Below are 12,781 nucleotides of genomic sequence, written 5' to 3'. Positions count from 1 at the left end.
TGCCTTTCCTAGGAGCTTCCGAGATGTTCGACTCCGTGCGCGACGACCTGCGCGCCACCCTCGACGACATCCGCGCCGCCGGCCTGCACAAGCCCGAACGCGTCATCGGCACCCCGCAGTCCGCGACCGTGAACGTCACCGCCGGCGGCCGTCCCGGCGAGGTCCTCAACTTCTGCGCCAACAACTACCTCGGCCTCGCCGACCACCCCGACGTCGTCGCCGCCGCCCACGAGGCGCTCGACCGATGGGGCTACGGCATGGCGTCCGTGCGCTTCATCTGCGGCACCCAGGAGGTCCACAAGGAACTGGAGGCCCGGCTCTTCGCGTTCCTCGGCCAGGAGGACACGATCCTCTACTCCTCCTGCTTCGACGCCAACGGCGGCGTCTTCGAGACCCTCCTCGGACCCGAGGACGCGGTGATCTCCGACGCCCTCAACCACGCGTCGATCATCGACGGCATCCGGCTCTCCAAGGCCAGGCGTCTGCGGTACGCCAACCGCGACATGGCCGACCTGGAGACCCAGCTCAAGGCCGCCGGCGACGCCCGCCGCAAGCTGATCGTCACCGACGGCGTCTTCTCCATGGACGGCTACGTGGCGCCGCTGCGCGAGATCTGCGACCTCGCCGACCGCTACGACGCCATGGTGATGGTCGACGACTCGCACGCCGTCGGCTTCGTCGGCCCCGGCGGACGCGGCACCCCCGAACTGCACGGCGTCATGGACCGCGTCGACATCGTCACCGGCACCCTCGGCAAGGCCCTCGGCGGCGCCTCCGGCGGCTACGTCGCCGCCCGCGGCGAGATCGTCGCCCTGCTGCGCCAGCGCTCCCGGCCGTACCTCTTCTCCAACACGCTGGCCCCGGTGATCGCCGCCGCCTCCCTCAAGGTGCTCGACCTGCTGGAGTCGGCCGACGACCTGCGCGTCCGGCTGGCCGAGAACACCGCCCTGTTCCGCCGCCGCATGACCGAGGAGGGCTTCGACGTCCTCCCCGGGGACCACGCCATCGCGCCGGTGATGATCGGCGACGCGGCGGAGGCGGGCCGCATGGCCGAGCTGCTGCTGGAGCGCGGCGTGTATGTGATCGGCTTCTCCTACCCGGTCGTCCCGCAGGGCCAGGCCCGCATCCGCGTGCAGCTGTCCGCCGCGCATTCCACCGAGGACGTGGACCGCGCGGTGGACGCCTTCGTGGCGGCACGCGGGGAGCTGGGCGCCTGACGCGGTCCGGCCCGGCACCGTCCGGCCCGCGACGCCCGACCTGAGAGAATCGATCCCGTGATCGAAGCGCGGCGGCTGCACATCCTCCGAGCGGTGGCGGACCACCGCACCGTGACGGCCGCGGCCGCCGCGCTGTACCTGACGCCGTCGGCGGTCTCCCAGCAGCTGACCGCCCTGGAGCAGGAGACCGGCCACCGCCTGGTGGAGCGCGGCGCCAGGGGCGTACGGCTGACCCCGGCCGGCGAGATACTGCTCAGCCACACCAACGCCGTCCTCGCCCAGCTCGAGCGGGCCGAGGCGGAACTCGCCGCGTACGGTTCGGGCGAGGCCGGCACCGTCACGGTCGCCTCCTTCGCGACCGGCATCGCCCTGGTCGTCGCGCCCGCGCTGGCCCGCCTCGCCGAGTCGGCGCCCGGCATCCGCATCCGCGTCCAGGACGCCGAGGGCGACGCCAGCCTGCCGATGGTGCTGGACCGGCAGGTCGACGTGGCCGTCGCCGTCGAGTACCGCGGCGCGCCCCCCGCCGACGACCCGCGCCTCACCCACGTCCCCCTCTACGCGGAGCCCTTCGACGCGGTCGTCCCGGTCACCCACCGGCTCGCCGACGTCGACGAGGTGCGGCTCGCCGAGCTGGCCAAGGACCCGTGGATCGGACCCTATCCGGGCAACCCCTGCCACGACGTGGTCGTCCTGGCCTGCGAGAGCGCCGGCTTTCAGCCCAACCTGGAGCACTCCTCGGACGACTTCCGCGCCGTGGTGTCGCTCGCCGCGGCCGACGCGGGCGTGGCCCTCGTACCGCGCTCGGCCCTGCACGGCACGGACCTCACGGGCGTCGTCGTCCGCCCGGTCGACGGGGTCGCGCCCACCCGCCGGGTCTTCGCGGCCGTACGCCGGGGAGCCGAGGAGCACCCCCTGATCCGCCCGGTGCTGGACGCACTCGACGAGGCGGCCCGGGAGTGAGGCTTCGGTAACACCGCCGTCTCATGTCCGGGATAACCTCCCGGACATGAGACAGACGGACGAGGCCACCGACCTGGTGGACGCCCGGCTCGCCGCCCGCCTGGCCGAGCTGCGGGCCGAACGCGGCTGGTCACTGGACGAGCTGGCGGAGCGCAGTGGGCTGAGCCGGTCCACGCTGTCCCGGGTCGAGCGGGCGGAGACCAGCCCCACCGCCTCCTTCCTGAACCGCCTGTGCGCGGTCTACGGACGGACCATGTCCCGGTTGCTCAGCGAGGTCGAGGCGGAACCCGCGCTCGTGGTGCGGGCCGCCGAGCAGCCGCTGTGGGAGGACCGGGCCTCCGGATTCGCGCGCCGCTCCGTCTCGCCGCCGCACGCCGGGCTGCGCGGCGAACTCGTCGAGGGGCGGCTCACGGCCGGCGCCGACATCGCCTACGACCGGCCGCCCGTGCCCGGGCTGGAGCAGCACATCTGGGTCCTGGCGGGGGCCCTGGAGGTGACGGCCCAGGACGTCGGGCACCACCTCGGCACCGGGGACTGCCTCCGGCTGCGGGTGTGGGGGCCGACGAGGTTCCGGTGCGCCGGACCCGAGGACGCGCGCTATGTGCTGGCGGTGGTGCTGCCGTGATCGTGAGCCGTGTGGACGGGGAACGGCTGACCGCACTGCTGGGCGGGCTGACCGGTCTGCTGACCGACACGGTGGCGGGCGGCGCGTCGGTCGGCTTCCTCGCGCCGCTCGACCCCGCTCAGGCCGTCGCCTGGTGGCGGGAGCGGGGCACCGCCGTGGCCGCCGGGCGACTCGCGGTCTGGGTGGCGCTGGAGGGGGAGCGGGTGGCGGGGACCGTGAGCCTCGCCCTGACCGACAAGCCCAACAGCCGCCACCGTGCCGAGCTGGTCAAGCTCATGGTGGCCCGCGAGGCCCGCGGCAGGGGGCTGGGGCGCAGGCTCCTGACCGTCGCCGAGGAGGCGGCCGCGGCGGCCGGCATCACCCTGCTGCACCTGGACACCGAGACCGGCAGCCCCGCCGAACACCTCTACCGCTCCGCCGGGTGGACCCCGGCCGGGGTGATCCCCGACTACGCCGCGGATCCGGGCGGGAGGCTGCGCCCGACGACGCTCTTCTTCAAGCGGGTCGGTGCCGCGGCCACCGGGTGATTGTCAGTGGGGGCGGCTACGGTGCCTGGCATGCCGGACGCAGAAGACGTACGCCGTATCGCCCTGTCCCTGCCGGACACGACGGAGAAGATCGCCTGGAGCATGCCCACGTTCCGGGTCGCGGGGAAGATGTTCGCCACGCTGCCCGAGGACGAGACCTCCATCGCGGTGCGCTGCCCGAAGGAGGAGCGCGCCGAGCTGGTGCTGGCCGAGCCGGACAAGTTCTGGATCGCCGGTCACGAGGCCCAGTTCGCCTGGGTGCGGGCCCGCCTCGCCGCCCTGGAGGGCGAGGACGAGCTGCGTGACATCCTCGCCGACTCCTGGCGTCAGGCGGCCCCGCCCCGGCTGCTGGACGCCCATCCCCGACTGGGGTTGCCGGCCGGGGGCTGAGAGTCCCCCGGGCCTTGTCAGTGCCCCGTGGCATGATCCGGGAACGTGTGGCAGCCGGAGCCGGAGGGGGGCTCCGGCTGTCGTACGGCGGGGACCCGGCGGGCCCCCGCACCCGCGCCGGCCGCGGCCCGCGCCTGGAAACCGGTGCGCGACCACCGGCCCGAGTGCGGTATGGTTTTCCTGCGCGTTCGGCCAGGGAAACCCCAGGTCAGACGGGTATCGGGACGTGGCGCAGCTTGGTAGCGCACTTGACTGGGGGTCAAGGGGTCGCAGGTTCAAATCCTGTCGTCCCGACTGGAGACAGTCGCAGGTCAGGGCCGGTTTCGGAGACATCCGAAACCGGCCCTTGATCATGCCTGGGTCCGGGGGACCAGCCGCCGGAGAAGGTGCGAGGCCGCCGCCCCTCGGTACGACGAGCGCCCGTGCGGGGCGGCGGCTCCCTCCCGGGCGGCGCCGGGCCGTCAGATCACGCAGCCCACATGTGCCAGCGCCTGCTTCAGCAGCACCCCGTGCCCGCCGGGCATCTCGCTCTGCACCGCCGGTGACAGGGCCTCCTGCGGGCTGAACCAGACCAGGTCGAGCGCGTCCTGCCGCGGCCGGCAGTCGCCGGTCACCGGCACGACGTAGGCCAGGGAGACCGCGTGCTGCCGGGGGTCGTGGTACGGCGTGACGCCGTGCGTGGGGAAGTACTCGGCCACCGTGAACGGCTGGAGCGAGGACGGGACCCGGGGCAGCGCCACCGGGCCGAGGTCCTTCTCCAGGTGGCGCAGCAGGGCGTCCCGGACCCGCTCGTGGTGCAGCACCCGGCCGGAGACCAGAGTCCGGCTGACCGTCCCGTCGGGCCCGATGCGCAGGAGCAGGCCGACGCTGGTGACTTCGCCGCTGTCGTCGACGCGCACGGGCACGGCCTCGACGTACAGGATCGGCATGCGGGCGCGCGCCATCTCGAGCTCGTCGCTCGGGAGCCAGCCTGGCGTGGTTTCGGTCATGTCAGACATCGCTTGATCATACTTTCAGCGTCTCGTGCTTCCTGGGCGCCGCTCCGGGACTGTGACCGTCCCCACGTCGCTCAGCCGTCGTCGGGCGCGTCGTCGGGGCCGCCGGGCAGCCGGTGGACCCGGCGCGCGTTGTCCCGCCCCGCCCCGCCCAGCGTGCGAGGCGCGGCGCGTCCGGCAGGGCCGGCTCGTCGGCGTCCACCCGCTCCTGGAGCAGTCCGGCCGGCCCGTGCCGGAAGGCCGGCGCCCCCAGGTGGGGGAACTCGGCCACTCCATAGGCGTCGGAGCTGTACAGCGACGTGCGGAACGGGGTGATCTCCAGCGCCTCGGCGAGGATCGCGCCGGCCCGGGCGGGATCGACGTGGTGCAGGGGGAGGCCGACATCGAGGCGGACCCGTTCGGACACCGCCGCCGGACAGGCCGCCTGCCGCTGGTGGGGCCGGCAGTGCAGCAGCAGGACGGGGATGGTGCCGGCGGTCAGGTGCAGCCAGTCGGTCGGGCGGGTGGGGTGCACGCGGATGCCGCTGTCGCCGGACCCGGTGCGCAGGTGCAGCGGCAGCCCGAGGTCGACGGCGGTCCACAGCAGGTGCCGCACGAGCACCGGGTGTTCGAGTCGGCCGCCGCGGGCGAGCCGGTACCGGGTGGCCCCGGTGACCTCGTCGGGCGAGGGACGGGAGGGGGCCAGGGCGTCCGCCGGGGACGGGACCGGCGGGAGCGGCCGTATGTGCCGCGGGGGTGCCCGGTCCCGGTAACCCGCCCGGCGCGGTGTCGCTCTCGCCCACGTCTCGGCTCCTTCGCGCGTGTGCCGTCCGTCGCGCACCATTGTGCCGTCCGGTGATCAGGCTGTCCGGGTTTCTCCCGAGGTGCGCACACGGACGTGTCCCGCCCCCGTCGGTGGACGCGGAGCGGGACCGGCCGCCGGGGCGCGGGAATCATCCGGCGCGGTCGAGGGTGTCCCGCGCGACCTCCTCGTCCACCGCCGCGCGTACCAGCGCGGCCGCCAGGACGGCCGGTTCCGTCGTCCCGGCGAGGTCCAGGAGCCGGTCCGGGTCCCCCGGCAGGCCGAGGCGTTCCGCGCCCTGGAGGGCCTTGCGGTCCAGGTACGGGGCGGCCTGCGGCCATACGCGCTGGGCCTCGCGCAGGAAGATGTCCGCGCCGGTCGGGCCCACGCCGGGGAACTCCTGGAGCAGCCGGCGCACCTCGGCGACCTCGCCGGCCGCCTCCTTCCGGAGCCGGCGCAGGTCCCCGCCCCACCGCTCGGTCAGCAGCTCGGCCGCCTCACCGAGCTGGGTGGCGGTGCGCTCGTCGTAGCGCCGGTAGCCGCCCCGGCCCAGCGCGTCCACCCGCTCCTGCCAGTCGGCCCCGGCCATCCGGCGCGGGTCCCGCAGCCCCGCCTCGTGCAGGGCACGGGCGGTGGCCACGGCGACCGAGCCCCGGATGCGGGCGCTGAGCAGGTGGGCGAGGACCAGCAGCCGGTACAGCGGCTGCGGGGTGTCCTTCAGCCGGATGCCCGCCTCCTCGGCGTACGTCCGCCCGTGCGCGCCGACGAGTTCGCGCACGACGCGCCGCTGGTCACGGCTCACGGCTACGGCTTCAACGGGTCGTGACCGACCGTCATCAGCCGGTGCCTGAGCCGGGTGTCCTCGGACCGGGGCTCGTTCTCCAGGTCGGTCTGCGACGTCACGAGGTCCACGACCTTGTGCATCGCCCGGAGGTCGTCCTCCGTCAGGTCCGTGCGCCGCTTCTGCAGGATCGCGAGGACGTGCCGGCCGAGTGGCGAGCCGGCGTCGTCGGGCAACGGCTCGGTCAGCTCACCGGAGTCGCGTACCCGGAGCCAGTCCGCGAGCTCCGCGGACGTCATGTTCACCACGCGGTGGAAGTCCTCCCACAGCGCGTCGAGTTCGAGGGCGTCGGCCATGAGGTGCCCCTCTTTTCGTCGTGCGTACGTGCGTGCCGGGTGGTCGCGCGGAGCAGGGCCACGCGCTCCTCCTCGCAGGTGCCTCCCCACACGCCCGACGTCTGCCCCGAGTCGAGGGCGAGCGCCAGGCACTGCGTGGTCACCGGACACCGGGCGCAGACGCGCTTGGCGGCCGCGGCGTCCCGCAGGGCCGGTCCGGCGGTGCCCACCGGGAAGAACAGTTCGGGATCCTCGTCGACGCAGGCCGCGCGGCGCAACCACTCCATGGCGGCGCGGGTGCCCAGGGGGCCGCGGGGCAAACACCTCCGGCCGGTCAGCGGGCGAGCACGTCGTCCAGGAAGTGCGTGACGTCCGCGAACACCTCCGCGCGGTTCGTCTCGTTGAAGACCTCGTGCCGGGCGCCCGGGTAGATCCGCTCGGTCAGGCCGCCGCCGTCGAGCCGCTCGACGCCGACGCGGCTGCCGGGCAGCGGCACGAGCCGGTCGTCGTCCCCGTGCACCCACAGCAGCGGGAGCGGGCCGACGTCGCCGCCGTCGGCCACGGTCTCCAGGGTCCGTACGAAGGCCTCCAGCGTCGGCCGCTTCATCGGGCCGTGCCACACCAGCGGGTCCGTGGCGTACGCGGCGCCGACCGCGGGGTCGCGGGAGAGCGCGGCCGGGCTGATCGGGGTGTCGGGGATCTCGTCCAGGGCGAGCAGCCGGCGCGGCAGCTCCCAGTCGCCGATGACCGGCCCGGACAGCACCAGCGCGTGCAGCGTGCCGGGGTGGCGCTGGGCGTAGCGGGAGGCGATCAGGCCGCCCATGGAGTGCCCGACCATGACGGCGGGCAGGTTCGGGTGGGCGGCCCGGGCGAGGTCCGCCACGCTCCGCACGTCGGTGACCACGTCCTCGAACTCCTCGATCAGGACCCGCTCGCCGTCCGACCGGCCGTGCCCGGTGTGGTCGACGCCGTACACAGCCGCGCCGTGCCCGGTCAGGACGCCCGCCACCTCCTCGTAGCGGCCGATGTGCTCGCCGTAGCCGTGCACCAGCAGTGCCACGTACCGGGGCCGCTCGGCGGGCCACTCGCGGACGGCGATCCGCCCCCGTGATCCGGTCAGGACGTGCTCGCGGGGCTCGGCCATGTCTCCTCCGGCTGCGTGGGTGAAGGTCACCGGAGGATCTTCCCAGCGAGCAGTCCGGCGGTCTATAGTCAAAAACTAGCAGCGCTAATTAAGGGCCTCGGGGCATTCCGGACGGCGTCGGGATCCGTGGGGGCCGAGCGACGATGGTCAGGAGTCCCCTCGTGCGTCCCGTCCACTTCGCGGCCGCCCGCCGCACCCCGATCGGCAAGCTGCGCGGCGCCCTGTCCGGCGTGCGGCCCGACGACCTCGCCGCCGCCGTGATCCGGGGCCTGGTCGCCGACGTGCCCGCGCTCGACCCCGCCCGCGTCGACGACGTGTACTGGGGCGCCGCGAACCAGGCCGGCGAGGACAACCGCAACGTCGCCCGGATGGCCGCGCTGCTCGCCGGCCTGCCCGAGTCCGTGCCCGGCGCCACGGTGAACCGGCTGTGCGCCTCCGGCCTCGAGGCCGTCACCACCGCCGCCCGCACCATCGCCGCCGGCGAGGCCGACGTGGTGCTCGCGGGCGGTTCCGAGTCGATGAGCCGCGCCCCCTTCGTACTGCCCCGCCCCGACGAGGCCCTGCCGCACCGCATCGAGACCGCCGACACCCGGCTCGGCTGGCGTCTGGTCAACCCGGCGATGAAGGACCTGCACGGGCTGCTGGCCATGGGCGAGACCGCCGAGGAGGTCGCCGACCGGTACGGCATCACGCGCGAACGCCAGGACGAGTTCGCCCTGCGCAGCCACCGTCTGGCCGTCGAGGCCCGCGGAAGCGGCCACTTCGACGACGAGCTGCTCCCCGTCACCCGCCCCGACGGCGTGGTCGTCGACACCGACGAGTGCGTCCGCGAGGACACCTCGCCCGAGAAGCTGGCCCGCCTGAAGCCCGTCTTCCGCGCCGGCGGCACGGTCACCGCGGGCAACGCCTCCCCGATGAACGACGGCGCCGCCGGACTCCTGCTGGTCAGCGAGGAGGCCCTGAACGACCTCGGGCTGGAGTCGCTCGGCCGCTACGTCGCCGGCGGCTCGGCCGGTGTCCACCCGGACGTGATGGGCATCGGCCCGGTCCCCGCCACCCGCAAGGTCCTGGCCCGCGCCGGCTGGCGCGTCGAGGACATCGCGGAGGCCGAGTTCAACGAGGCGTTCGCCGCCCAGGCCCTCGCCTGCGTGGACCAGCTCGGCATCGATCCCGGCCTGGTCAACCCCTACGGCGGCGCCATCGCGCTGGGTCACCCGCTCGGCTGCTCCGGCGCCCGCATCCTCACCACCCTGCTCCACCGCATGCGGCGCACCGGGGCCGCCCGCGGACTGGCCACCATGTGCGTCGGCGTGGGGCAGGGCAGCGCGGTGCTCGTCGAGCGGCACTGACGCCCCACGCCACCCTCCCTCTGCAGAGCCGCAGCAAGGAAACGGAGCAACACCCATGGCAACCCTCTCCGTCGCCGCCGTCCTCGCCGAGAACGCCCGGCGCCGCCCCGACAAGGAGGCGCTGGTCGAGGGCGACCTGCGGCTCACCTTCGCCGAGGTGTGGCAGCGGGCCCGCGCCCGCGCCGGGGCCCTCACCGGCCTGGGCGTCCGGCCGGGGGACCGGGTCGCGCTGATGGCGCCGAACACCGCCGACTTCCCGCAGGCGTACTACGCGATCGCCGCGGCCGGCGGTGTCGTCGTCCCGGTCCACCTGCTGCTGTCCCCGGCGGAGGTCGAACACGTCCTGCGCGACAGCGGCGCGACGCTGCTGCTGTGCCACCCGGCGCAGGCGGAGACCGCGGCGCCCGCCGCGCGGGAGGCGGGCGTACGGACGATCATGCTGGGCGACGAGTTCGACAAGCTCGCCGCCGACGCGGAGCCGCTGCCCTCGTACGTCACCCGCGACGCCGACGACCCGGCCGTGGTCTTCTACACCAGCGGCACCACCGGTGTCCCCAAGGGCGCGGTGCTCAGCCACTTCAACCTGGTGATGAACGCGACCGTCAACGCCTTCGACGCCAACGACATCCGGCCCGACGACGTCGCGCTCGGCGCGCTGCCGCTGTTCCACGCCTTCGGGCAGACCGTCTCCCTGAACTCCACCTGGCGGGCCGGGGCGACGCTCGTCCTGCTGCCGCGCTTCGACGCGGCCCGCGCGATCGAGCTGATGGTGCGGGAGAAGGTCAACACCTTCCACGGGGTGCCGACCATGTTCGTCGCCCTCAGCGCCGCGGCGGCCGGCGCCGACGCCCTGCCGGAACTGCGGGTGTGCGTCTCCGGCGGCGCCTCGCTCCCGGTGGCCGTCCTGGAGCGGTTCGAGGAGGCGTTCGGCGCGAAGATCTACGAGGGGTACGGACTGTCGGAGACCTCTCCGGCGGCGGCCGTCAACCAGCCGGTGTTCGGCGCCCGGCCCGGCACCATCGGCCACCCGCTGTGGGGCGTGGACGTGGAGATCGCCCGCGCGGAGGTCGAGGGACGCGTCGAGCTGCTGCCGCCCGGCGAGCTCGGTGAGGTCGTCGTGCGCGGCCACAACGTCTTCTCCGGCTACCTCGGCCGCCCCGAGGCCACCGCCGAGGCGCTCGTCGACGGCTGGTTCCGCACCGGCGACCTCGGCACCAAGGACGACGAGGGGTTCCTCAGGATCGTCGACCGGAAGAAGGACGTCATCATCCGGGGCGGTTACAACGTCTACCCGCGCGAGGTCGAGGAGGTCCTGATGCGCCACCCCGGCGTCGCGCAGGTCGCCGTCATCGGCCTCCCCGACGAGCTGCACGGCGAGGAGGTGTGCGCCGTGGTCGTCCCCGCGCCGGACGCGGCGCCGGACGGCGCCGGGATCACCGAGTGGTCCCGGCAGCACCTCGGCAGGTACAAGTACCCGCGCCGGGTCGAGTTCACGGACGCGCTGCCGCTGGGCCCGAGCATGAAGGTGCTGAAGCGGGAACTGCGGGCGCGGTACGCCGGCCGTCGGTGATCATCTGACGAGACGGTCCTCACGGACCCCGGCGGGTGGGCATAGCATCGGTGCCCGAATGGACATCATGACGCTCTGGCACCTCACCGGCTGGGAGTTCGCCGCCCTCGCCTTCGCGGCCCTGCTCGTCGGTTTCTCCAAGACCGCCGTGAGCGGGGCCAACACGGTCAGTCTGGCGATCTTCGCGGCGGTCCTGCCGGCCCGGGCCTCCACCGGCGTCCTGCTGCCCGTCCTGATCGCCGGGGACGTCCTGGCCGTCCTCACCTACCGGCGCCACGCGCACTGGCCCACACTGTGGCGGCTGTTCCCCGCGGTGGCGGCCGGCGTGGCGGTGGGCACCGTGTTCCTGGTGTGGGCCGACGACGCGATCGTACGGACGTCGATCGGCGGGATCCTGCTGTTCATGGCCGGCGTGACGGTGTGGCGCCGGCGGCGGTCCGACGCGGACGGGCCGCCGGACACGACCACCTCCCGGGCCGGCCGGGTCAAGGCCCGCTCGTACGGCGTCCTCGGCGGCTTCACCACCATGGTCGCCAACGCGGGCGGCCCGGTGATGTCGATGTACCTGCTCTCCGCGGGCTTCCGCAAGCTCGGCTTCCTCGGCACCTCGGCCTTCTTCTTCCTGATCGTCAACGTCTCCAAGCTGCCCTTCAGCGCCGGCCTCGGCCTGATCGACGGCCGCTCGCTGCTCCTCGACGCCGTGCTCGTGGTGTTCGTGGTGCCGGGCGCGCTGGTCGGCAAGTGGGCCGTGAACAAGATCGACCAGCGACTCTTCGAGCGACTGGTCATCGCGGCCACGGTGGTGGGCGGCCTGCAACTGCTCCTGCGCTGACGCCGCGGACGGTGCAGGAGGTACCGGCCGTGCAGGAGGTGCCCGGCGGCCCGTCTGCACCGCGGGGAACGTCCGCGTCACCGCCGCCACGCAGGACGGTCCGCCCCACACCCACATCGTCCTCACGGCGAAGAACACCACCGGGCACTCCTGCCGGCTGACGGGGCTCCCGCACATCCAGTTCCCGGAGAGCCACAGGCGGGACGTCCCGGCCGTCGCCCAGAGCAAGCCGGCCACGCCGGTCGTGCCCAAGCCGGGAGCCCCGGCCCACGCCCTGGTGAAGCTGTCGGACGGCGGGGTCGACGAGTCCGCGGCCCCCGGTCCGTCCGCGGCGGCCGCGGTGCTCCGCGGGAGCCGGTGGCGGCCCCGGACGGGGCGCCTCGTACCCTCGACGCCATGCCGGTCCCGCACGTCCTCGTCCTCGGCGGCACCACCGAGGCCCGCCGCCTCGCCGCCGACCTCGCGGCCCGGCCCGGGGTGCGGGTGACGACCTCGCTGGCGGGGCGGGTGACCCGGCCGGGAGCGGTCGCCGGCGAGGTGCGCGTCGGCGGGTTCGGCGGTGCCGACGGGCTCGCCGCGTGGCTGCGCGAACAGCGCGTGGACGCCCTCGTCGACGCGACCCACCCCTTCGCCGGGACCATCACGGCCAACGCGGCACGCGCCGCGGCGGCCTGCGGAACCCCCGTGGTGATCCTGCGCCGGCCGGGCTGGCACCCCGGCCCCGGTGACCGGTGGCACCCGGTCGCCTCCCTCCCGGAGGCGGCCGGCCTGCTGCCGGGGCTCGGCCGCCGCGTCTTCCTGACCACCGGCCGCCTGGGCCTCGGGGCCTTCGCCCACCTGACCGGCCTCCACTTCCTCGCCCGCTCGGTGGAGCCCCCCGAGCCGCCCCTCCCGCCGGACACCCGGGTGCTGCTGGCCCGCGGCCCGTTCACGGTGGCCGACGAGACCGCCGTCCTCCGCGAGCACCGCATCGACGTGCTGGTGACCAAGGACAGCGGGGGAGCGGCCACCGCGGCCAAACTGACGGCTGCCCGGGACCTCGCCCTGCCGGTGGTGGTCGTGCGCCGGCCCCCGCTGCCGGAAGGCGTGCCCGTGGTGCCCGACGTGCCCGGCGTCCTGGAGCGGCTGGGCCTCGGCGCGCCCTGACGGCGCCGCGCCCGCGCGGTGCCCCGCCGGGGGCGGTCGCGCCGACCGCGGCGCGCGGGTCCGTGCCCGAGGGACGGCCGACGTCCTGCTCCACCCGCCCGGGCTCGGTGACTGTCCCGTGCCGGCCGG

The 12,781-nt window shown here is 74.6% G+C and carries 14 protein-coding genes, 1 tRNA gene and 2 pseudogenes; 11 read left to right on the top strand and 6 right to left on the bottom strand.

The window, feature by feature from the left end; genetic code table 11:
* Positions 1-23: 23 nt before the first annotated feature.
* The 6 genes from KUM32_RS34785 (at position 24) to KUM32_RS34760 (ending at position 4,013) form a co-directional block, all read left to right on the top strand.
* Entirely contained in the window at positions 24-1,217 is a 1,194-nt protein-coding gene (locus tag KUM32_RS34785; RefSeq protein ID WP_217145906.1) for a glycine C-acetyltransferase, read from the top strand.
* A gap of 57 nt (positions 1,218-1,274) precedes the next feature.
* The gene (locus KUM32_RS34780) at positions 1,275-2,177 is read left to right on the top strand and encodes a LysR family transcriptional regulator (RefSeq protein WP_217145905.1); all 903 of its coding nucleotides are present in this window, start codon (positions 1,275-1,277) and stop codon (positions 2,175-2,177) included.
* A 46-nt stretch (positions 2,178-2,223) separates the two neighbouring features.
* Complete coding sequence (locus tag KUM32_RS34775) at positions 2,224-2,802, top strand: helix-turn-helix domain-containing protein (RefSeq protein WP_217145904.1); 579 nt, start codon at positions 2,224-2,226, stop codon at positions 2,800-2,802.
* A complete protein-coding gene (locus KUM32_RS34770; RefSeq protein ID WP_217145903.1) occupies positions 2,799-3,329 on the top strand; it encodes a GNAT family N-acetyltransferase in 531 nt (176 codons plus the stop codon). The genes KUM32_RS34775 and KUM32_RS34770 overlap by 4 nt, the downstream gene beginning before the upstream one ends.
* Positions 3,330-3,359: 30 nt before the next feature.
* Positions 3,360-3,719 (top strand): MmcQ/YjbR family DNA-binding protein, encoded by a 360-nt coding sequence (locus tag KUM32_RS34765; RefSeq protein WP_217145902.1) that lies wholly within the window; start codon positions 3,360-3,362, stop codon positions 3,717-3,719.
* Between the two features lie 220 nt (positions 3,720-3,939).
* Positions 3,940-4,013 (top strand) — tRNA-Pro (locus KUM32_RS34760).
* A 167-nt stretch (positions 4,014-4,180) separates the two neighbouring features.
* Here the strand turns inward: KUM32_RS34760 and KUM32_RS34755 are convergent.
* From KUM32_RS34755 to KUM32_RS34730, 6 genes and pseudogenes are all read right to left on the bottom strand, one after another.
* Complete coding sequence (locus KUM32_RS34755) at positions 4,181-4,708, bottom strand: NUDIX hydrolase family protein (RefSeq protein WP_217145979.1); 528 nt, start codon at positions 4,706-4,708, stop codon at positions 4,181-4,183.
* Between the two features lie 80 nt (positions 4,709-4,788).
* Positions 4,789-5,399, bottom strand: a pseudogene (locus KUM32_RS34750) (amidohydrolase); the annotation flags it as partial.
* 247 nt (positions 5,400-5,646) lie between these two features.
* On the bottom strand, positions 5,647-6,297 hold the full coding sequence (locus KUM32_RS34745) for an endonuclease (protein WP_217145901.1): 651 nt from the start codon (positions 6,295-6,297) through the stop codon (positions 5,647-5,649).
* A gap of 2 nt (positions 6,298-6,299) precedes the next feature.
* On the bottom strand, positions 6,300-6,632 hold the full coding sequence (locus KUM32_RS34740; RefSeq protein ID WP_217145900.1) for a DUF3140 domain-containing protein: 333 nt from the start codon (positions 6,630-6,632) through the stop codon (positions 6,300-6,302).
* On the bottom strand, positions 6,578-6,898 hold the full coding sequence (locus tag KUM32_RS34735; RefSeq protein ID WP_217145899.1) for a WhiB family transcriptional regulator: 321 nt from the start codon (positions 6,896-6,898) through the stop codon (positions 6,578-6,580). Before KUM32_RS34735 ends, KUM32_RS34740 begins: the two co-directional genes overlap by 55 nt.
* A 47-nt stretch (positions 6,899-6,945) precedes the next feature.
* Positions 6,946-7,755 carry an alpha/beta hydrolase gene (locus tag KUM32_RS34730; protein ID WP_217145898.1) on the bottom strand — a complete coding sequence of 270 codons (810 nt, stop codon included), beginning with the start codon at positions 7,753-7,755 and terminating at the stop codon, positions 6,946-6,948.
* Between the two features lie 161 nt (positions 7,756-7,916).
* On the opposite strand from KUM32_RS34730, the gene KUM32_RS34725 reads away from it, so the two are divergent.
* The 5 genes and pseudogenes from KUM32_RS34725 to KUM32_RS34705 all read left to right on the top strand — a co-directional run bounded on the left by KUM32_RS34725 (position 7,917) and on the right by KUM32_RS34705 (position 12,652).
* Positions 7,917-9,104 (top strand): thiolase family protein, encoded by a 1,188-nt coding sequence (locus tag KUM32_RS34725; RefSeq protein ID WP_217145897.1) that lies wholly within the window; start codon positions 7,917-7,919, stop codon positions 9,102-9,104.
* A gap of 55 nt (positions 9,105-9,159) precedes the next feature.
* Complete coding sequence (locus tag KUM32_RS34720; protein WP_217145896.1) at positions 9,160-10,674, top strand: long-chain fatty acid--CoA ligase; 1,515 nt, start codon at positions 9,160-9,162, stop codon at positions 10,672-10,674.
* A 58-nt stretch (positions 10,675-10,732) separates the two neighbouring features.
* Positions 10,733-11,506 carry a sulfite exporter TauE/SafE family protein gene (locus KUM32_RS34715; RefSeq protein WP_217145895.1) on the top strand — a complete coding sequence of 258 codons (774 nt, stop codon included), beginning with the start codon at positions 10,733-10,735 and terminating at the stop codon, positions 11,504-11,506.
* A 67-nt stretch (positions 11,507-11,573) separates the two neighbouring features.
* Positions 11,574-11,993, top strand: a pseudogene (locus KUM32_RS34710) (DUF4232 domain-containing protein); the annotation flags it as partial.
* Positions 11,903-12,652, top strand: coding sequence for a cobalt-precorrin-6A reductase (locus KUM32_RS34705; protein WP_217145894.1), 750 nt, complete (start codon positions 11,903-11,905; stop codon positions 12,650-12,652). The pseudogene KUM32_RS34710 and the gene KUM32_RS34705, both read left to right, overlap by 91 nt.
* Positions 12,653-12,781: the final 129 nt, after the last annotated feature.

Source organism: Streptomyces sp. AC627_RSS907 (assembly GCF_019049165.1).
The sequence above is the reverse complement of the archived record's forward strand: the minus strand, read 5'-3'. Positions and strand labels throughout refer to the sequence as shown.